This is a genomic window from Thermoanaerobacterium sp. PSU-2, from assembly GCF_002102475.1.
Lineage (GTDB): Bacteria > Bacillota > Thermoanaerobacteria > Thermoanaerobacterales > Thermoanaerobacteraceae > Thermoanaerobacterium.
The window spans coordinates 42,475-64,277 of sequence record NZ_MSQD01000013.1; the positions used below are offsets into that span (position 1 = coordinate 42,475).

Sequence of the window (21,803 nt, forward strand, 5' to 3'; positions counted from 1 at the left end):
CTAACCTTTTATAGCACCTGCAACAGCATTAATGAAATATTTTTGGAAAGCTAGAAATACTATTATAACTGGAATTATGGATAATACTGTTCCTGCAGCTACATAGCCAAATTTATAATTAAACTGGCCAGATAAATATTTTAGAGCCGTTGCTAAAGGATATTTATTCGGATCTTGTAACACAACTATAGGCCACAAAAATGAATTCCATAGACCTATAAAGTCAAATATTACAATCGTAGAAATTGCTGGCATAACTTCCGGAAGCATAATTTTATACCATATCTTAAATTCCGATGCACCATCTATTTTAGCAGCATCAATTAATTCTCTAGGTACAGTTAGATAAGATTGCCTTAAAAGTATTATGCTAAAAACAGATACCGCACCTGGGATAATAACACCAGTTAAAGTATCAAGTAAGCCCATTTTTGATATAGTCAAGTAGTTAACAATTAGCCCTGCAGCAGCCGGCAAAATCATGGTACTAATTAATGCAGAGAATATTAAATTTTTGCCATAAAAATCCATACAAGCCAAAGGATATGCCGCAAGTGAAGCTAGTACAACATCAAGCACTATTCCTGAAACTGTTATTATTACTGTGTTCAAAATATATTTAGGTATTGATATAAAATTAATCACGCCTATATAATTAGCCAATGTAAATGGATGTGGAATTAAATCCATTGTATAAATATTTTGACCCGTTTTAAATGATGAAGATACAAGCCAAATAAACGGTCCTGCTAAAAATATTGCTATTATTATCAATATTAAGTAAGTTATTGTTAATGAAAATATCTTTTTTATAGCTTTTACTTTTTTGTAATTTACAGATTTATTGTTTAAAGTTTCCATATTAATAATAGCTCATTCCTCCTTTTCTACCGCCATATATGAATACTAATATACTCAACGCTGTCGTCAAAATAGCAACTAACAAGCCTATCGCCGACGCATAGCCAAAGTTAAAATCCGTAAATGCTTTCTGGAATTGATAAACACTTGTTACCATAGTTGCGTCTCCCGGGCCACCATTTGTTAAAACATATACAACATCAAATACTCTGACTGCAGATAAAATACTCATAAATGTGCATAGCCATATATATGGTTTTAATAGCGGAATAGTAATTTTGTATAACGCTTGAGTTCTTGTGGCTCCATCAACATAAGCTGATTCTTCCAATTCTTTAGGAATTGATTGAAGTCCTGCTAGGTATATCATCATATAATATCCAAGCCCTTGCCACATAGTAATAAACATCAACGATAATAGTGCAAATCTCGGATCATTTAAAAAAGATATTGGTTTACTGAAAATACCATGTTTAATCATAAATGTATTAAGTAACCCCTGTGGATCAAAAATCCATCCCCATGTTATTGAAACAGCAACCATAGAAGTAACAACAGGTATATAGTATAAAACTCTAAAAAATGATATACCTTTTATCTTTCTATTTACAAATATAGCTAACAAAATTGACAATAGTTGAAGTGGTGGAACAACTCCAACAAATAATATTGAATTTTCTACTGAAACCCAAAATTCATGGTCATGTAAAGCTCTTGAAAAATTGGCCAATCCAACAAATTTTGATTGTCCAATGACAGAATAGTCATAAAAGGCCAATGGTATACTTGCCACAATCGGATAAAAAACGAAAATTATAAGAAAAATCATAGCCGGCAGAATAAACAAATAAGCTATCAATGATTTTTTTAACTTATTCTCCATTTCTAAAACCCCTTAAGGAGCAAGGCTTTTTAGGCCTTGCTCAAAATTATTACTACTATTGCTGACCTGATAACATTTGATTTACATTTTTTTCAGCATCATCAAGTGCTTGTTTGGGCGTCTTTTGTCCATGGAATACTTCATCAGTTTCTTTGATTAATTCCGACGTTATGTCGCCACTATTAGGCACACCTAAGGTTTTGTCAGTTGATTTGTTTAGAAAATCTGCCGCAATAGATATCGCTTTGCCTTCTAGAGTTGATGTATCAGATTTGAAATAAGAATCTTGTGATGCTTTGATTGTCGACGGGAAAACTTTTGCTTCCTTTGCAAATTCAAGCTGATTTTCATCATTAGTTACGAAGTTTGCAAAATCAATCGCCTCTTTATGATGTTGGCTTTTTTGCATTACTACTAAATCCATTATTGGATTGTCTATAACACCACTTTTACCTACCAATGGCTGCGTTACATCTGTATTTTTGTAAATATCCGGTGCCTCATCTTTTATACGGGATAAAGATTGTGCTCCAGAGTTTATAAGACCAAGTTTCCCAGTTGAATAAAGTTGCAGCATTTTTGTCCAGTTACCTTCCGCATCTAACGGGAATATATCATTTTGATAGTATTCTTTAAATTTCTCTAACAATGCTAATGTATCAGGCGTATTAAATGCGGCTTTTGTCTTATCTTCATTGAGAATGCTTATATCATAACCCCAATATGCCTCATTGTGGAAATAATCTGGAACATATAGATAGGCTCCAGTCTTATCCTTAAATTCTTTCGCCATTTGAAAGACATCATCATACGTCTTTGGTGGATTCATTCCTGCCTTTTCAAACAGCGCTTTATTATAAATCATAACTGAAGGAGCACCATACCATGGAAAAGCATATATACCATCTTTTATTTTCGTTGACTCCCATAATGTTTTTATATATATACCCTTTTGTTCATCCGTTGCTTCTTTATTTAAATCAACCAAAGCTCCTTTTGCCGCTAACTGCAATGCCATATCTGTGTTTAAGTTAACAACATCTGGTACATCATTACCTGCAGTTGATGCAACTAACTTATTTTGAATTGCGTCATATGGTAAATCTGTCCATTTAATCTCTACATTAGGATGAAGTTTTTTATACTTAGCGAATAAATCATTAAAGTAATTATCAAACTTTGGTCTTAATGAAATTGTCCAAAATTGCAATGTTATTTTTTCAGCAGTATTATTAGAAGTCTTAGCGTTATTGGAATTGGACTTTGAAGAATTGTTTCCACATGCAGTAAATGCTGTTATAATCATCACTAACACCAGCAACATACTTACTGTTTTCAACGTCTTGCTCTTAATCATTTAAACAACCCCCTCATTTAAAATTAATTTTGCAGCACCATATACTGTCGAAAATTTATTAAGTCCTGCAATAGAAATATTTAAATCACATTTTATTTGTGATTTTAAATATTCCCACCACAGATCTTTTGAATTTGTCACACCACCTCCAAGAATTATTATTTCGGGATCAATAAAATTTCTTATGTTAAAAATTAATAATGAGAGCGATTTTACAAATTCATCCACAACTAACTTTGATATTTTATCGTTTTTCATATACAAATCGAAAACATCTTTCGCACTATTCACCAAATTAGAACCCACTATTTCATTGTACCTTTTATATATTGCAGTACCCGATATATATTGTTCAACGCAACCATTTTGCCCACAGTTGCATTTTTTGCCATCAGGATACAAAATAGTATGGCCAATTTCCGCTGCGCTAAAATGACTTCCTCTTATCAATTTACCATCTAAAATTATTGCACCCCCAACACCTGTCCCTAAAGTTATCATTAAAACGTCTTTAAAATTTTTAGCAGAGCCCAGCCAATTTTCACCGACAATTGCTGCATTAACATCATTTTCAACTATTGTCTTTGTCCTATATTTTTGAGAAATAATTTCTTTTAAATTTATGCCAGTCCAACCTGGTAAATTATCTGTAGCATAAATAACTTCGCCTGTATAAAAATTAATTCTACCGGCCGAACCAATACCAATTCCTTCTATATCAGTATCAAATAAATCATCTAATACACCGAATAATTTTTTCAATATGTGATCTCTGCCTAAATTAGCATCTGTTGAAGTCTCTTTAAATTTAATCAAGTCTCCATTAAAACCAATAACTCCACCTAAAATTTTTGTACCACCAATATCTATACCAACAACTTTTTTCATTTCATAAACACCTTAATCAATACAATTTATCTAAAACCGCCTTAGCAGTTTTGTTTAGATTTTGAACTGCTTTATCCTTCATTTTCACTGCTATACAAGTATATAAAATATCAAGTATATGAAGCTGAGCTATTTTAGAAGTTAAAGCACCACTTCTTAATGGCGTTTCTTTTGCAGATGTCAACAATACTATATCCGCTACTGCAGTAATAGGCGATCTTGCATAATTTGTAATACAAATAACTTTTGCTCCAGCTTCTTTAGCTAACCTACATGCCTCTACAGTATCTTTTGTACTGCCTGAAAAAGATATTCCAATTGCCACATCACCTTCCTTAAGGTTAACCGCTGATATGGCCTGTATATGTGGATCTAAATTAGCATCAACGTTTAAACCAAGCCTCATAAATTTGTACTTTGCATCAAGTACAGTATAGCCAGATGCACCAACACCGTATATTTCTATCTTGTTTGCTTTTATGATTTCTTCGACGGCTTTCTCAAGTTCATTGATTGATAACATTTTTGTAGTATTTGAAATAGCCAATGTATTTTCAGTAGTTATTTTTTGCAAAAGTACATCAATTGTGTCACTAAAAGTTATATTCTCGTGTATACTTGTTTCCGGACTCGTTGTTTCTTTCGCAATATTTAATTTAAAATCTTGGAATCCAGTTAATCCAATATGTCTGCAAAACCTTATTATTGTTGTTTCTCCTACATTAATTTTTTCTGCAAGTTCTGTTATTGAAGAATAAAGTACTTCTTCTGAGTTCTCAAGAACATAGTCAGCTACTCTTTTTTCTGCATTTGTCAATGAATTATATACACTTCTAATTTTTAATACAACGCTATTTTGATCCTGCATATTTTACCGCCTTTCTTATTGATTCAGCAAAATGCTTTGTTATCTCTTGAGGTCTTGTTATAGCTGTTCCAACAACAACTGCATAAGCTCCAAGCTCTAATGCTTTAATAGCTTCTTCTGGAGTCCATATTCTTCCTTCAGCGATAAGTGGAATCTTCAATACTTTTGACAATCTTTCAATTAATTCAAAGTCTGGTCCATCGATCTTAGGACTATAATCCGTATAACCGGAAAGTGTTGTTGATACAATATCAAATCCGACTTTCTCAGCTTCAATTCCTTCGTTATAAGTAGATATATCAGCCATTACCAAAATATTCGGATATAATTTTTTTATCTCTCTCAATAGATCTTTTGTTGAAATATCTCCTGGCTTAATCAACTTAGTAGCATCAATCGCAACAATATCCGCACCAGCTTTAACAACAGCACTTACCTCTTCTATAGTAGGTGTTATATATGGCTTGTATCCTTCATAATTTTTTTTAATAAGACCTATAATAGGTAGTTTCACTTCTCTTCTTATAGCCTTTATATCTTCATAGCCATTGGCCCTTATAGCCACAGCTCCTCCCATTTCTGCAGCTTTAGCCATTTTTGCCATTACTAAAGGGCTGTGAAGTGGTTCATCACTAAGTGCTTGACATGAAACTATTAGTCCATTTTTTATATCATCTAATACCTTCATTGGCATCTCCTCTTTTCTTTTTGTTATATAAATATATTCGACATTAATTAAAAAATTCCTTCTTTATTTTAATAAAAAAAGAAAAATTTTTTTGTAAAATTTAGTTAATAATTTGAGTTTCTTTCCTATATGCAATGAACTTATTTTTTATCAAAATAAAAGTCCTATCGTAATGATAGGACCGTAATTTTTTATTCCTTCACGGATATATATACCAAATCCCAGATATAAAGCTCTGGTATTATAAATCTTATGGCCTTTCCTTGTTCATGTGTGACATATTCATACGAAATCTTCTGAGGATGACCATAATTTATGTCTGGTGATGCAACAAATACTTCTTTTACATCTTCAACTACAAGGGCCACTACTTCAATATCTCTCAATAAGTTCGGCCTCTTTTCTTTTCCTTCATTCCAATTCATATTTTTTATACCAGTAAAATTGATAAGGTTAATTATTTTATAGCCTGGTTTCTCTTTTATTATTGTCCAAACACTATCTTCTTTTGCAACAGGCGAAAATTTAGCTCCTTTAAAAACATATTCTTCATTAATCCCACCGGTATATGTCATTGTATCATCGATTATGTCAAATCCATATAAAAGTTCTTCGTATCTTACAATAAAGTCATAATAATTTCTCAATTCATTAATAAAAGGTTTATTAGAAACTTTGAAATAATTAGGATAATACCCTTCCGTCAAAATGCCATTCTTTTCTCCTAGCAAAAGGTGAAATCCGCCAGAAGCAAATATGGAAGCCATAGTTAATATTGTAGCATTTTCTGCATATTCTATATTTGTATTTTCAGATTTTGTAAATGGCTTCATATACGCAGCTAATATCACCTGCTTCGTGTTGTCGTGTTTTTTCACATTTGCAATCAGGTTGTACAAGTCTTGATAGGTATCATTGGGTGGCCATACTTCTATGTATACCGCCTCCTGTTTTGAATCTATCACTGAATCAATGGGCCAATTATTTACAGCATTAAATATTAACTTAACATCATATCCGTTATTTTCTATATAGCTTTTCGCATCATTAATTAGTTCAGGAAAATCATCTTTTAGACGTCTTAATCTTTTCAATCCATCTTTCATACTCACTGCTTCTTTAGGAAATCCATATTGATCCATGTGAATACCATCAAATCCAAATTTAATTGCATTCAAGAACTCTTTAATTATATGCTGATGCCATTCGCATTCTTTTGAAATATCCATTATATATATAAAATTCGCAAATTCATAATACTCATCATTATTATTTAGAAGAGCCCAATCTTTATGCTTTTCAAAAAATTCCGACTCAGATCCGTATACTGCCCCATATGCCATTGCCTTCATTCCATATTCATGGGCTTTTAAAATTTTTTGTTTGACAACATTTATAGATAAATCTCTTCCAAGTGGATCTTTAAATCTCTTTGTCGGCGGTATCAATTCATGATGCCTATACATCCAATCATAAAACTGAACAAGATTTATATGATACTTATTCATCTCTATCAAATCGCTGTAATCATCTTTATCACTTTCAAAAAAATCTGAAATAAATCCATATCTTGGTGCATACATTGAATTTTCGACTACATCAAATGAAGTCGTCGCATCTTCTATCAAATCATTACCGTTAAATAAAGACACATTGACACCGAAGCCTGTCATAGATTCATTATTACAATTGACATTAAATACGAATTCTTTAAACCCCTCACTTTTAAGATCACTTTCAAACTGCAATATTCTATCATTTAAATGAAAAATATCACATTTAATAATATATTTACTTTTATTTTTAAATCCTTTATTGCTAAGTTCTACAATTATTTTTATATTTTCTCCATTCAAATATTGTGCTTTAGAAGGATATACATCTTTTATCAACATTCTTTTCACCCGCCTCAATCATTTTTATTAAAACTATATACATTGCATGAGACCATAACAATGGTTTTGCTACTTCGCCCCATTTTTCTATCCAATACGGATAATATTTATTATCGTTGACATGGAAGCAAACCTGCTCTGGTAAATATCCACTGTCATCCATCTGATCTTCTATCCACTTTTTAATATTTTTAGCATCGTCTATTTTTCCTATTTTAGCGTAATACCATCCAAGCCATGCAGAAAGAAGTATCCATTCTCCCCCACCATAATAAGTATCATCTTTAAACCGGTGCAAACCTCCGTTGTGAAAAAGTTCTCTTTCTATTTTTTTTATTGTATTAATAAAAACTTCATCATTAATATCAATCACTTCAAAAGGCTCCGAAAGCCATGTCAAACTAGCATCTACATCTTTGCTTCCAAGATACTTAACAAAATGCCCATCGCTTACACAATTAGTAAGTATGAAAGACTTAATTTCATTACATAGTGCTAACAATTTTTTATCATGCAAAAATTCATTAATAGATTTTATGCCACCATATATACATGCAAGTGTAGATGTATGGATTTTATCGCCATTCTCTTCCCATACGTCGTAGTTTGGATAATTCCATAAATGGCTTAAATATTCTATTGTCAATTCGATGCTTTCTTTAAAGTTATATATAAGTTCTTCTTTACCTGTCAATTTTATATGTTCAGACAATCCCCAAAGCCAAGTCCCGTATCCATCAAGCTGAAAATTTCCCCAGCCTTGTTCAGTTTCCTCATATCCATCTAAAGTATACCTTGCATGCAGAAAATCTTCCGTCACAAGCCTCTTGCCATCTTTAATCTTTTCCTTAATATTCTCTACTTTATAACCATATCTTTTTATTACAGTATCTATCCAATGATAAAACTTTTCAGCCGATTCATATTCACCCATTAAATCCAGAGAATATGCAATAAAGCTTCCATCCCTAAACCAGCTATAATGATATGTTGGAAAGTACGGCGATGCTATAAACGAACCATATTCCGATTGGTTAGCATTGATTATTTCAACACTTTTGTTTAACAATTCTATCACTTCAACCCCTCCATGTATTTCATCTTTAATTGAATATTTATTGCTACAAATACTTAATTTTTAATACTTGATTAACCTTTTATTGCACCTTCTTGAATGCCACCTCTTATAAAATACTTTTGGAACACAACAAATATTAATATAACTGGAACAACTGCAATTAATGATGCAGCAAAGACAAGTCCCCATTTTGTTGCAAATTCTCCCTGAAATAGCATAATCGCAATCGGCAATGTTCGCTTTATTTCTGTTTTTATAAATGTCAGTGCAACAAAAAATTCATCCCATGTTCCTTCAAAAGCAAAAATCGCAAATGTCGCCAATGCCGGTTTTGAGAGAGGCAATATAACATGCCGATATATGGTCCATCTCGTTCCGCCATCGATTATTATAGATTCTTCTAACTCCTTAGGAATGCTTTCAAAGAAACCTCTAAGAAAGAAAGTATTTCCAGCAATTCCCGTACCTACGTACAACAGTAGTAGCCCAGAATATGTATCAACAAGATGCAATCCATTGATTACGGTATACTGTGCTACAATATTTAAAACTCCTGGAACCATCATTGTAAACAGATATACATTAAATAGAATTTCTTTTCCTGGAAAACTAAATCTCGCGAAGCCATAAGCTGACAGCGTAGCTATAAATAGCGACAATACTGTACTAATTACTGATATATATAAACTATTTAAAAAATATCTGAAGAAATTATTAGATAACCATGCTTCTTTAAAATTTCCCGTATAAAATGTCTTTGGAATTAATATAGGAGGATACGGCATAACATAAGTATCTTTTGTCAGCGCAGTTGAAATCATATATAAGAAAGGCACTATCATAGTAGCTACACACATTAATAAGAAAATATGCAAAAATAACTGTGGAAAATTAATCTTTTTCATAAATCTCACCTCTAATAAGGATTATCTTCACTATATCTCATAATCCTTTTTTGAAATAATGACAGTGTTAAAATCACTATGCCTATTATAACGCTCATTGCAGATGCATATCCAAAGTTGAAATCACTAAATGCAGTTGTATACATATAGTTTAGCAAAACATCGGTTGTTCCAAGCGGCCCCCCACCTGTAATAAGCATTACTTGTATAAATACGCCAAAAGCACCAATAATAAGATTAATTAAAATATAAAAAGTAGTGGGTTTAATTAATGGTACTGTAATGTTGAAAAACATCTGGAAAGGATTTGCACCATCAATTTTTGCTGCTTCATATATATCATTTGATATGCCTTGAAGTGCGGCATAGTATATAACCATAACCCAACCGATTCCTTTCCAAACACCTAAAAACCATATTACTAAGTTTGCGGTCCATGTATTTTCTAACCACATAATAGGGCTTCCAATTAAATGCAGTTTAAGCAATAAAAAATTTATCAGCCCCTCCTTGCCGTCCGTAAACAAATATTTAAATATTAATGAAACTACAACCCAAGACGTAATTACAGGAATATATACCATAACCCTATAAAACACTTTTCCTCTAGTCAAATTATTAATTAATACTGCAATTACAAGACCAATAATCATTTGACAAGGAACCGTAACAATACCGTAAAGAATGGTATTTCTAAATGCTAATAAAAAATTATCATCTTGAAATATTTTTATAAAATTCAATAATCCAACCCATGGGCTAACTTGACCTGGCATTATATTATAATTTGTAAATGCCATATATATATTTTTAATTTGTGGATAGATAACAAAAACAGCCAATAAAATAAATCCTATGCCTATGAACGGTAATACATCTAACCATTCCTTTATTCCACGACTAAGATTTTTATTTCTAAATGAAACATTTTGAGATAACAATCAATTTCACCTCCTAGTATAGGGATCATGTCACTAGCATAATCCCTATACTTTACCAATTAATTATTTTTTAAATAAACATCAATTTCTCTCGCAGCATCGTCCAAAGCTTTTTGTGGTGTTGCTACATGCCTAAATACTTTTTCAAAAGCCAAACTTAATGATTTATCTATTTTATCCCAATTTGGGCTTGGCGTACGAGGCCATGCACTCTCCATTTGCTGCACATACAATTTTAAAATAGGATCAGAACTTATTTCTTCGGAGTTTGCAACGACCTTGTTAGTAGGTATTAGATACGCCTGCTTAGCCAAAATCTTTTGTGGTGTTTCTGAAAACATATATTTCATAAAAGTCCAAGCTTCCTTTGGATGTTTGCTACCTTTAAACAAAACTAGATCCTCACCACCAACTACAGAAATACTACCAGCAGAACCTTGTGGAAACAAAGCCGGTACAGTCGTGTTTTTTACAGAATCGCCTTGTATACTATAATACCACGGACCATCATCAATCATTAAATAATTGTTGCCTTTCATGCCACCCCAAGAATCAGGTTTACCACCGATTATTGTTGGCGCGATCAATCCTTTATTATATAAATCAAGTAATTTCTGCAATGCCGCTACACTTTCTGGGCTATTTAAGTACCCAGTCGCCTTTGTATATTTATCATCTGTAACCTTGCCACCAAGTGACAGGAAATATGGTGCCATTCCCCATGTACTTGTACCTCCAATGCCAATACCCCATTTATCTTTTGATTTTAATTTTTCTGCTGCTGAAACCAAATCATCAAAAGTCTTTGGCGGCTCATTCAATCCTAATTGTTGAAGCAGTGTCTTGTTATACAAAGCAATTTTGGTATTAGTATCCTGCGGTATGCCATAATAATGACCTTTATAATAATTTGTCGCTAGAGGACCTGCAAATGAATTATTTTTAATTTCATTAAAGCCGTCTAAATTATCAACTTCCCGAAGTGCTCCAAGTTTAGCAAATCCTGATACCCACACAATATCCATTCTCATAACATCTGGAACAGCATTGCCTGAAACCGCTGTTATTACTTGTTGTCTTAGAGTATCAGTTGAAGGCATTCTTTTAGCATCAACTTTTATATTAGGATATTTCTTTTCAAAATCAGGTATAATCTGTTCTTTCAGCAATTTATCTTCTTCATCACTAAATGTATGCCAAAAAGTAATTGTAACAGTTTCTGAAGACTGAATTTCGTTTACATTCGAACTGTTACCAGAACTGTTATCTGCTGATTTAGAATTTTTAGCAATACCACATCCAGATAAAAGTACAGAAAATATCATTACTAATGCAACTAAAACTGACAACAACTTTTTACTTTTCATCTCAATACCCTCCTAAAATTTTAATTTGGCAGAAAAATTTAATTTAAAATTAAATCACCTCCTATACTTGCTTCATTGAATAAAGTATGTTAAAAAATTTATTTAAAACACCGCAAAAGCATCTTCTTGCTCTTCATATAGCGGCATTTCAAAAAGCTTACTAATTGCGAGTAATGATGCTCCTACCTCCCAAGCATCATCACCCAAGTTAGATACTCTAATCTGCACTTTTTTCTCATGCATTTTAAAAAAATTATTTTTTACAATATCAATTACAACAGGAAGAATAATATCTTTTGCAACCATTCCTTCGCCTGCAAGTATGATAGTCGATGGATTGAAAATATTTATCACACTTAAAAGACCATAGCCTAAATATTTTGCAGACAGCTTCAGTGCATTTATAGCTAACATATCGCCATTTTTAGCATATTCATAAACTTTTTCAATAGACAGTTCATCATCTATATTTATTTTACTTTCCTTAAAAAATTGAATATTTTCTTTTATATAATCTATAATAAAATTCTCAGAAGCATAAGCTTCAAGGCACCCTTTTTGCCCACATTCACATTTTCTGCCATCGGCTACCAAAACCATATGCCCAATTTCGCCAGCACCTCCAAAATCGCCACAGTAAAGACGCTTATTAATTACTATACCGGAACCTATACCAGAGCCATACGTCACTACGATGAAATTACTGAGTGTTTTTCCTTGTCCATACCACAATTCAGCAAGTGTATATGCATTTACATCATTATCTACATATACAGGTACATTAAATCTATCTTTTAAAATTCCACTAATATCAATATTTGACCAATTTAGCATTCCAGAGTATATTAACAGTCCTCTTTTTTGATCTACAAGCCCCGATATAGCTATGCCTATACCAAGTAAACTTCTATCCATTGGTATTGCCTTTATTAAATCCTCTATATTTTTGATAATCAATTCCAAAACATCATTACTATTCGATCCTCTTTTAAATGGAACTTTCTTCCTTTCTATAATGTCAGCGTTAAGATTAGTAAGGGCAAAAATCAAATTATTTTCTTCTATTTTTATGCCTATAGTATATCCATAGTTATAGTTAAATTCTAATAATATAGGTTTTCTTCCACCGGTTGAATCAGCTTCACCAATTTCAAATATGAGTTTCTGTGATTTTAACTCCTCTACAATATTTGTTATAGTTGATAAACCTAAATTTAAATTCTTCGATATATCAGTACGGCTAATTGGACCATTCAATCTTATTTCATTTATTACAAGTGAACGATTTATATCTTTTATTAAATCTTTATTGCCAATTCTAAGTCTCATCTTATATCACCTAAAATCATTATAACATACTTTTTTCAATGAAGCAAGTTTTATTTGAAGAAAATAATAAAAAATCGGTTATAAGAGTTTTTGTTCAATTGTGTTATTTCCTAAAAACTGCCAATTCATATACTTCTTTCAAAAGCGTAAAATCGCAAATTTAGATTTAAGCCTCTACTTGTAGTTGTGTATCCAAAAATGCTAATGTATAATTAAAATAGTAAATTGTATTGGTGGTGAACAGTATGGATATGGATGAATTCAACAGATGGTTTAATCAAGCAATTCACACGTTGAAATCAGCTTATAAAGATTATAAAGATGGAGATTATTCATGGTCATGTTTTAAAGCACAACAAGCTGCGGAATATGCTGTTAAAGCACTTTTAAGAGCGTTTGGCATTTCTATAGTAGGCCATTCACTTGTTAAATTAGCAAATGATCTTGATAATGCTGGAATTAATAAACCTGATGATTATAATAAGTGGGCTAGAAAACTTGACAGAGATTACATTCAACCACGATACCCGGATGCTTACCCATCAGGAAGTCCTTACGAATATTATGACGAAGATGATGCAAAAATATCATTGGGATACGCCCAAAATATTCTAAATTATGTGGAGGAGTATATTAATGAATGCAGCATTGATAATAAGGGAAAAGAAAAGAAATAATCTTATAGATATTGGCAAGAAATACTCGGAAATTATTAGCGATGTATTACATCCTATGTGTGCTATTATAATCGGTTCAGTTGCCAGAGGAGATTTTAACGATAGTAGTGATATTGATGTAATATTAATATCTGATAAAATACCTGGTAATTATAAGGAAAGGATGAAACTATTATACGATCATGTTTTTGATGCAATTGAACCAAAGGGCTATAACACCAATGAATTTAAATTGCTGTATTTTAAAAAAAATCCCATTTCTGTGGAAGCAATTGAAAAGGGTATTGTAATTTATGATGATGGAATATGGGATAAATTAAAAAAAGATATTTTTTCGGAAAAGGTTGGAGAAGTCCAATAAAAAACGGCTATCATAGCCGCAATCAGCACACATTTCAATTCTTTTTATTTATAAAATCACTTGGTGATTTTAGGATTTTGATTGGTATTGAAAATAAAAATTTATTTAATTCGCTTATCAATTCTTCTGTTATTTTAAATGATTTCTCTAATAACCCAATGTTTTTATTTCTTGATATAAAGTCATCTTTCAGCTCTATCTCAGTCTTGCAATCTTGACATCTTATTCTAATTATTTTTTCATCGCCATTGTAGTAAATTACGTGATTAGTATTTCTATTGCAGTGCAAGCAAAACAGGTCGGCTTCCATATACTTTATCATATAAACACCTCTTGTAAACTATTCTTGATTTTAAAATGTACAGCCTAAAACTCCACCTATATTTACTTAATAAAGTGGAGTTTTGCATATACAATTACAATAATTTTTGACATTCTAAGCCGTTTTATCTAATAATAACTTCAATCTAAAAATTATTCTCCTAAAACAATTATTTTGCATTTTCGAATGCGTGATCTTGTACGATCAAAATCCACAAAGTAAATATAGCCTGTTGGCCCTACCCCTAATTTCCCATTATCAACTTCAAATATCTGGCTGGAACCAATCAATGTAGCTTTTAAATGTGCATCACAGTTTAGAAGTGCTGAACGATCACCATTTGGAAGGTAGTCTTCTACATCAGGCCATGATAATACTGCTTCATAATGTTTTTCACCGGGATAGTTATATTGTCCTTCTTCAACTTGATCTGGAATTATCTTTTTAAGGACATTGTTTAAATCAGCTTGAAGATATTCATCGCCATCTTCAGTATAATCGTGAACAAATTCTTCAAAAAACACAGAACAAGTAGTATGAGGAGAAATCACAGCACAGATGCCATTTTGTATCTCGCTTTTTTTGATTATTTCCTTAACAGAAGGAGTTATATTAAAAAAGCTAGGTGTTCCTCCATGAGATGTTAAATAAATTTGTTCTTTATATATTTTCATTCTAATGCCTCCTTCCTTATCTTAATTCATTTTTAGCCTTTACAATAGCCTGTATCATTTCTTCTAACATTTTTATTCTATCCGGCGCATTGATTATGCCGCTTGTCGCTCCAGTCCCATCTGCACCATTTATTATCGTCTGATAAACATCTTCCCCAGAACTTATTCCCGCTGCCTGCATAACTAAGATATTGTCATTTATATCTTTTATTTTCCTCGTAGTTTCTCTTATATACTCGTAATCACTGGTTTTCCCTGTACCAATTAAATCAGTTGGTTCACACAATAATATGTCAGGTTCCAACATAGCTATAGCTGTAGCTTCTTCTACAGAATCAGCACATACAATTGTAATAAGTTCTAAATCTTTCGCTCTTTTTATCGTTTTAACCAAATCGGATAATTTTAATGAATGCTCAGCATGATTTAAAAATACCGCTTCAGCGCCCGATGATTTTATCGATTCAGGCAGTACATAGCCCATCCCACGTCCAGGTAGTAATGGATCCATATGCTGTGCTGTAATCTTGATGTTTTTTGTATTAGATTTAATGTAATATAAATCTGCAAATGGCGCAGTAAAAAATATGTCGACATCATAATCTTCGGCAAACTTGTCTGCAGCAAGTGCTAATCGTAAACTTTCTTCACCGTATAAATATGACTTGGGATTGACTACAAAAAATGGTGTTCTTATTTTGCCCATGTTATCACCTCTTCATATGACATTAGCTTGTCTGTATTTGTTTGTTTCAAAAACATCATAATAATGTTCTAAGCATTCTTTCATACCTTCTCTTTGAGCATAAAGTAATTCATAATAATCGCTGAATTGAGTGTTTTTAACTCTATCACATGCAGCAGTCACTAAATCGGTGTAAATGTTAATCTTGCTTATTCCTTCAGTAGCACATCTTTTTAAATTGTCATCTCCAGAAGACGAGCCTCCATGAAGTACCAAAGGAATATCCACAGCATTCCTAATTTCTCTTAATCTGTTAAAATCTATAACTGGTTTCCCTTTATAATGTCCGTGAGCGGTGCCAATAGAAATCGCTAAAGAATCTACATCTGTAAGCTCCACAAATCTTTTCGCATCTTCAACGGTAGTATATATACTATCACTATTGTCATTATTTCTATAATTTTCACTGTTGCCAACATGCCCAATTTCGGCTTCTACAACTACTCCTCTCAAATGAGCATATTTTACTATCTCTTTTGTTTTTCTAACATTGTCTTCGAATGGTTCCATAGAAGCGTCTATCATTACTGAGTTGAATCCATTGTCTATTGCTTTCATGATCAAGTCTTTTTTTGTACCATGGTCAAAATGCAAAACTGCAGGAATCTTAGCCTTTTCACCATAGTATTTACCCAAATAAAGTGCTTCATCAAGTGATAAAAAATCTTCATGTGCCTCTGCGTATGCCAAAATAATAGGTAGATTTAATTTTTCCGCAACTTCAATATATGCTTTTATAGAGTTCTGGTCTACGAAATTTGGAGCCGGTATAGCGAAATTATATTTCCTTGCAATTTTAAATAATTCTTTTGATGATACTAACAAGAGATCATCTCCTTATATTTAATATTTTATGATAGATAACATTTTCAAAATCTTAATGGGAGCATTAAAACTCCCATTAAGATTTTTTATTATTTAGAACAGATTCATGATCTTTAAAATTATCCATGTTAATGGATTAGCACCATCACATATACTTGATATTTGAGAAGCACCACTAGGGAATTTAAATGCAGCATCCGTTGCAGCCTGTGTAAGAAGTGGTGCAACATTAGTTGCAATTAAAAGTCCTACACCAATTACAATTGCTCCAATTAAAACTGACCTAAACACATTTCCTCTTGTGATAGGCGCTATCATCGCCACCATAAACGGTATTGTAGCTAAATCTCCAAATGGCAAAACATTGTTACCTGGCAGTATTACCGCAATCAATATCGTAATAGGTACTAAAATTAACGCTGTAGATATTGCTGCAGGATGACCAACCGCAACTGCAGAATCAAGCCCTATATAGAATTCTTTACCTGCAAATCTTTTCTGCATAAATGATTTTGCGGCTTCGGAAATTGGTATAAGGCCTTCCATGAGTATTTTTACCATCCTTGGCATCAAAAACATTACACCAGCCATAGACATTCCAAGATTTAAAGTCGTCTTTGCATCAAATTTTGCTAATATACCTAATATCAATCCCAAGATTAAACCTAATACAACAGGCTCTCCAAATATGCCAAATTTCTTATTAATTGTATCAGGATCTGCTTCAATTTTGTTAATGTAAGGTATTTTGTCAATTAATTTATTCAATGGTATGGCTATTGGTACATACGCTGCTGAAAAGCCGTGTGGCAAGGAAATTCCGGGTAATCCATAAAAGTCTTGCACAGTTTTTGCTGTCCAGTCTGCAAGCTTCAACACTATGGCTGCATTAATTGCTGCCGCAATTAAGCCTAATGTTAAGTTTCCTGTAGCAGCGGTCACAAGAGCTCCAGTAAAAGCAAAATGCCAATAATTCCAGAAATCTACGTTTACAGTCTTTGTCAATCTTGTGGCAAGCATTATGATATTGATAGCAAGACCTAATGGTATTACAAAAGCTCCTACTTTCGATGCAAATGCAATTGCTGATGATGCCGGCCAACCAACATCAATCACATTTAATTTTACACCCATGTTTTTAACCATTGCTTGTGCTGCAGGTCCTAAATTATTGACAAGTAAGCCTATAACAAGATTTATTCCAATGAATCCTATTCCGATTGTTAAAGCTGAACGAAAAGCCTTACCAGGCTTCTCACCTAAAATCATACCAAGTATGAAGATTATTATAGGAAGCATTACAACTGCGCCAAGATCCAACAAATATTTTATTACACTCATTCATAACACCTCACTTTTTCAATTCACTTATAATCTCTTCAAGCACTTTTTCTTCGCCTATACCTGTTATCAAGGAAAGAGCATTGATGCTTTTTTTGCCAAAATTGTCTTTTAAAATCGTTGTAGTTACGATAAGATCCGCATTTTCTGCATATCCCTTGATCTCTGTAACTTTGCATTGGATTATGTTTACATGAAGATTTTCTTTTTTACATGCTTCCGTTATTTTCTCCGCAACGACAGTTGATGTAGCAATTCCTGTTCCACATGCCACTATAACAGTCTTTCTTGTCATATTCATTCTCCTTTCAATATTTTAAACAGTTTCATCATTTAAAGTACAATTTTTTATGATCTCAATAATTTCATCACCCCCATCTTCACCAATGATCTTCTCCAGTAATGAATCATCCTGTATCAGTTGAATTAGTTGCTGCAGCATTTCAACTTGACTGTGAGATTCGTTTAAAGCAATCATAAAGATTATATTTACTAAAACATCTTCCAACGGATTTGCCATGTTTTTGAAGATAACTGGTTTTTTCAGTGTTGCGACTGCTATCGCAGGTTTTATTACATGTTCTGGATCTGTGTGTGGTATCGCAACATTGTACTTATTTAAAAGCAAACCTGTCGGAAAAACTTTTTCTCTCTTTTTTACTGCTTCCAAATATGTCTCTTTAACATATCCGTTTTCAAATAGTTTTTTGTAAAGCACATCAAATACATCATCTTGACTTTTGGCTTCAAAATTTGTAATAATTAATTCTCTGTTGAAAAACTCCGATATCTTCATATAATCTACCTCCTCATTGTTTACACATTTATATAATGCAAATACCGTGCCAATCAATTGGACGGTATTGTATTTCTCATGATTATTTCTTTTATTTCTTCCTTACTTTTGGCTTCTTTTAGGTCTTTTAATATTTTTTCATTCGATAAGACCTTATACAAATCAAGCATGTAATCTTTAGCATCTTCTTTCAAAGCCAACATAAAAATTAAGTCTGTTTTAAAATCTCCTTCCCAATAGATGGGTTCTTTCAACTTTGCTATGGCTATGGCAGGTTTTGTGACATATTTTGTGTCACCATGTGGTATCGCAACTCCCCCTTTCATCCATGTAGCACCCATCGATTCTCGTTTATATACGCTTAGTATGAATTTCTCATCAACGTATCCTCTCTCCTCAAGCATATACACCATTTTGTCTATAGCATCGCTTTTCATTGATACATCAACATCAAATAATATTAGATCATCGTCTAATACTTCTTTTAGGCGGCTTTCTTCCACAACATCTATGTTTACTAGTTTCTTTAACCTTTTTAGCCCTTCCCCATTCATTATTTCCTCAACAGAGATATACGGGATATCACTTATTTTAGGATCGATGGTTCCCACAAAAGCTTGAATATTGTTTTTGCTCCTTATCTTATTTATTTCCGTATCAAGTTCTCTTTCGCTGAAAAGACCTAAAGGTATTATCTTTAATCCACTTTTTATCTCAGGTACCTTATCCTCTATATATTTCTTTATCTTAAGCGCAGTCCCCTCACCAGTTATGCAGATGGTTACTATGGCTTTCGGAAGTTTGTTTGAATCTTTTACACCTTCCACATGTCCTACGTAAGATTTATTTTCATCTAATGCATCAGCTATTTCGTCAATTGTGGCATCTGGCAGAATAGCTCGCCTTACGGCTTCCAAGACCATGACAGTGTCTACCCTTCCAATGGTCCTTGTAGGAATGCCCGTCCTTTTTGTTATGATCTCGCCAAAAGTGATGAGTGATCCCATGTCGACAAGTATTATACAGCCTTTCCCTTCATTCACCTTTTTCACGACTTCAATTGTACGCAAAAGGGCATCTTCTGGGCTTTCATCAAGTGCCATCTCTATTCCATGTGCTATATTTACGCCTAAAAGCTTGTTTGCCACATCTGCCATGCCACAGGCTACATGTCCATGTGTTAATACTATAACAGCCACATTCCCTTTGTTTCCGCTTTCACTGGCTGAAAATGTTCTCAAGTACATAGCTACAAAACCAACCTCATCGTCTGTAAGTTCAATACCCAATATTTTATTGATTCTGTCAACCATCTTTTTTGCTACAACATATTCCCTCATGTACTCGCTTTTGACGCTTTCAAGCTGTGGGTTAAATATGGGTTTCCCGCTTTTAACCCTTTCATAAGCCGCGCTTAGATGAATAGCCAGTGCGTAAAAAAAGTTGTCTTTTATATTTTTGTAATTTTCTTTAGCTATGTCTATAGCCTCTTCAACGGCGTACAATATTTTTTCGCCTACGATTTCTTTTAATTCTTTTTTTGAAACAAAATTTTTTGTTCGTATATCGTTGGCAAATTTTTTAAGCTCTGATTCTACTTGATTTCCAACGATCTTGTAGATTTCGTCGGTTTTTAACCCATCGTTCTTTAGCTCAGTAAATCTATCCTCTATAAACTGGTATATTTCATCAGGCAAAATGTACCTATCTTCCTTAGGCAGCAATTTGCTTATCTTGTTTGGATATATGATGACATCTTTATCTGCGTATTCTTCTATATACGGTTCTCTTTTGCTGACTTTCAAAAGTCCCATTCTTACATGGTTTGGCAAATCGGCAAGGTTTATCGTTATTTCGCCATCCCTATTATCTAAAGTCTTTAAGAAGCCTCTTGCACATGCTACTTGTATGTCGCTTCTCATTTGGCCTATATTGCCTGGGCAATCATAAAGCATTAGAGCTCTAAGAGCGTCTGGCCTCAATTTTATGGGCTTGTTTATCCTAAATGCCTCTTTTTTGAAAAAGAACTTTATGATTTCAAATCTCTCTCTGTGAGGCCTTTCACTTATAGGTGGTAACTCTATAACCATGGGAATCCTGCGCCTAAATGTAAGCAGAAGTGACGACTCCGGATTTTCTGTCGTTGCTGCAATAAGCATTATGTTAGCTTCTCTCTCGCTATCAGTCTCTCCCAGTCTTCTGAATTTGCCTTTGTCGAGTAAAAAAAACAAGATCTCTTGTCCTTCACTGGGAAGTCTGTGAACCTCGTCAAGAAACAATATTCCACCATCGGCTTTCTCTACCAAACCAGCTTTTGATGACTCTGCACCTGTGTACGCTCCTTTTACGTATCCAAAAAGCTGTGACATTAAAAGCTGAGGATTGTCAGCATAGTCTGCACAGTTAAAAACGACAAAAGGGCTACCATCCTTTAGCCTGCCTGATTCCAAAGCAAACTCGTACATAGCTTCTGCCAGTTGACTTTTCCCAACACCAGACGGTCCCAGTATTAACGTGTGAAGACCATGTGGTGGATATAGAATGGCAGCTTTGGCTTGACTTATCTGCGTCTTTAAACTTCCATCGTATCCTATTATCTCTTTAAAAGACATAAAATCACTTTCTCGACTTATCTCATCATCTTTGTCATCATCATTATCTTTTACATTATCAGCCACTATAAGCTCTGAACTTAAGATTTCTTTCTTTACCTGCGACGCCGCAAATCTCGATATGTCATACCCTAAATCGTTTAATCTCTTTGTAAACTTCCTATCAGAGATCTCTTTATCTTCGCTTAGAATCTTTTTTGCATCTTCATAAAGGTATGGCTTTCTCCGCTCTCTGGAATCTGGTATGCCATTTTCAAGCCTATATTGTGTCACTTCTTCTCTATTTATTTTTAATATAGAAGCTATTTTTTCATCTGTCAGAGGATTTTTCTTATCTTCATTTTCTATTATCTTTACGATTTCATCCACATTATCATCCTCCCACAACAA

22 protein-coding genes are annotated in these 21,803 nt (G+C 33.1%); 2 read left to right on the plus strand and 20 right to left on the minus strand.

Annotation, left to right across the window (positions count from 1 at the left end; all coding sequences use genetic code 11):
* From BVF91_RS10370 to BVF91_RS10425, 12 genes are all read right to left on the minus strand, one after another.
* Complete coding sequence (locus BVF91_RS10370; RefSeq protein ID WP_085113322.1) at positions 1-861, minus strand: carbohydrate ABC transporter permease; 861 nt, start codon at positions 859-861, stop codon at positions 1-3.
* Between the two features lies 1 nt (position 862).
* A complete protein-coding gene (locus BVF91_RS10375) occupies positions 863-1,744 on the minus strand; it encodes a carbohydrate ABC transporter permease (RefSeq protein WP_085113323.1) in 882 nt (293 codons plus the stop codon).
* A 55-nt stretch (positions 1,745-1,799) separates the two neighbouring features.
* Positions 1,800-3,101: an ABC transporter substrate-binding protein gene (locus tag BVF91_RS10380; RefSeq protein WP_085113324.1), complete on the minus strand. Its 1,302-nt coding sequence runs from the start codon at positions 3,099-3,101 to the stop codon at positions 1,800-1,802.
* Positions 3,102-3,989, minus strand: a complete 888-nt coding sequence (locus BVF91_RS10385; protein WP_085113325.1) for an ROK family protein — start codon at positions 3,987-3,989, stop codon at positions 3,102-3,104.
* A gap of 16 nt (positions 3,990-4,005) precedes the next feature.
* Positions 4,006-4,857 carry a MurR/RpiR family transcriptional regulator gene (locus BVF91_RS10390; RefSeq protein WP_085113326.1) on the minus strand — a complete coding sequence of 284 codons (852 nt, stop codon included), beginning with the start codon at positions 4,855-4,857 and terminating at the stop codon, positions 4,006-4,008.
* Entirely contained in the window at positions 4,841-5,545 is a 705-nt protein-coding gene (locus tag BVF91_RS10395; protein ID WP_085113327.1) for an N-acetylmannosamine-6-phosphate 2-epimerase, read from the minus strand. The genes BVF91_RS10390 and BVF91_RS10395 overlap by 17 nt, the downstream gene beginning before the upstream one ends.
* Before the next feature lie 191 nt (positions 5,546-5,736).
* Positions 5,737-7,440 carry a glycoside hydrolase family 66 protein gene (locus tag BVF91_RS10400; protein ID WP_085113328.1) on the minus strand — a complete coding sequence of 568 codons (1,704 nt, stop codon included), beginning with the start codon at positions 7,438-7,440 and terminating at the stop codon, positions 5,737-5,739.
* Positions 7,412-8,518 (minus strand): glycoside hydrolase family 15 protein, encoded by a 1,107-nt coding sequence (locus BVF91_RS10405; RefSeq protein WP_085113329.1) that lies wholly within the window; start codon positions 8,516-8,518, stop codon positions 7,412-7,414. The genes BVF91_RS10400 and BVF91_RS10405 overlap by 29 nt, the downstream gene beginning before the upstream one ends.
* Positions 8,519-8,589: 71 nt before the next feature.
* Positions 8,590-9,423 carry a carbohydrate ABC transporter permease gene (locus BVF91_RS10410; RefSeq protein ID WP_085113330.1) on the minus strand — a complete coding sequence of 278 codons (834 nt, stop codon included), beginning with the start codon at positions 9,421-9,423 and terminating at the stop codon, positions 8,590-8,592.
* Positions 9,424-9,434: 11 nt separating this feature from the next.
* Positions 9,435-10,364: a carbohydrate ABC transporter permease gene (locus BVF91_RS10415; protein WP_085113331.1), complete on the minus strand. Its 930-nt coding sequence runs from the start codon at positions 10,362-10,364 to the stop codon at positions 9,435-9,437.
* Positions 10,365-10,423: 59 nt separating this feature from the next.
* Entirely contained in the window at positions 10,424-11,731 is a 1,308-nt protein-coding gene (locus tag BVF91_RS10420; protein ID WP_085113332.1) for an extracellular solute-binding protein, read from the minus strand.
* 102 nt (positions 11,732-11,833) lie between these two features.
* The gene (locus BVF91_RS10425) at positions 11,834-13,060 is read right to left on the minus strand and encodes an ROK family protein (RefSeq protein ID WP_085113333.1); all 1,227 of its coding nucleotides are present in this window, start codon (positions 13,058-13,060) and stop codon (positions 11,834-11,836) included.
* Positions 13,061-13,305: 245 nt separating this feature from the next.
* Between BVF91_RS10425 and BVF91_RS10430 the strand changes: the two genes are divergently transcribed.
* Together BVF91_RS10430 and BVF91_RS10435 are read left to right on the plus strand one after the other, a co-directional pair.
* Positions 13,306-13,737 (plus strand): HEPN domain-containing protein, encoded by a 432-nt coding sequence (locus BVF91_RS10430; RefSeq protein ID WP_085113334.1) that lies wholly within the window; start codon positions 13,306-13,308, stop codon positions 13,735-13,737.
* A complete protein-coding gene (locus BVF91_RS10435; protein ID WP_085113335.1) occupies positions 13,697-14,098 on the plus strand; it encodes a nucleotidyltransferase domain-containing protein in 402 nt (133 codons plus the stop codon). The genes BVF91_RS10430 and BVF91_RS10435 overlap by 41 nt, the downstream gene beginning before the upstream one ends.
* Before the next feature lie 34 nt (positions 14,099-14,132).
* Here the strand turns inward: BVF91_RS10435 and BVF91_RS10440 are convergent, their stop codons facing one another.
* The 8 genes from BVF91_RS10440 to BVF91_RS10475 all read right to left on the minus strand — a co-directional run bounded on the left by BVF91_RS10440 (position 14,133) and on the right by BVF91_RS10475 (position 21,782).
* Entirely contained in the window at positions 14,133-14,420 is a 288-nt protein-coding gene (locus tag BVF91_RS10440) for a hypothetical protein (protein WP_085113336.1), read from the minus strand.
* Positions 14,421-14,572: 152 nt separating this feature from the next.
* Positions 14,573-15,094 (minus strand): YjbQ family protein, encoded by a 522-nt coding sequence (locus BVF91_RS10445; protein ID WP_085113337.1) that lies wholly within the window; start codon positions 15,092-15,094, stop codon positions 14,573-14,575.
* Positions 15,095-15,110: 16 nt separating this feature from the next.
* The gene (locus tag BVF91_RS10450) at positions 15,111-15,800 is read right to left on the minus strand and encodes a triose-phosphate isomerase (protein ID WP_085113338.1); all 690 of its coding nucleotides are present in this window, start codon (positions 15,798-15,800) and stop codon (positions 15,111-15,113) included.
* Between the two features lie 12 nt (positions 15,801-15,812).
* Positions 15,813-16,664 (minus strand): class II fructose-bisphosphate aldolase, encoded by an 852-nt coding sequence (locus tag BVF91_RS10455; protein ID WP_085113339.1) that lies wholly within the window; start codon positions 16,662-16,664, stop codon positions 15,813-15,815.
* Positions 16,665-16,757: 93 nt separating this feature from the next.
* Positions 16,758-18,005: a PTS galactitol transporter subunit IIC gene (locus tag BVF91_RS10460; RefSeq protein ID WP_085113340.1), complete on the minus strand. Its 1,248-nt coding sequence runs from the start codon at positions 18,003-18,005 to the stop codon at positions 16,758-16,760.
* 10 nt (positions 18,006-18,015) lie between these two features.
* A complete protein-coding gene (locus BVF91_RS10465) occupies positions 18,016-18,300 on the minus strand; it encodes a PTS sugar transporter subunit IIB (protein ID WP_240495873.1) in 285 nt (94 codons plus the stop codon).
* Positions 18,301-18,321: 21 nt separating this feature from the next.
* Positions 18,322-18,801, minus strand: a complete 480-nt coding sequence (locus BVF91_RS10470; protein ID WP_085113342.1) for a PTS sugar transporter subunit IIA — start codon at positions 18,799-18,801, stop codon at positions 18,322-18,324.
* Between the two features lie 53 nt (positions 18,802-18,854).
* Positions 18,855-21,782 carry a sigma 54-interacting transcriptional regulator gene (locus BVF91_RS10475; RefSeq protein WP_085113343.1) on the minus strand — a complete coding sequence of 976 codons (2,928 nt, stop codon included), beginning with the start codon at positions 21,780-21,782 and terminating at the stop codon, positions 18,855-18,857.
* Between the last annotated feature and the right edge of the window lie 21 nt (positions 21,783-21,803).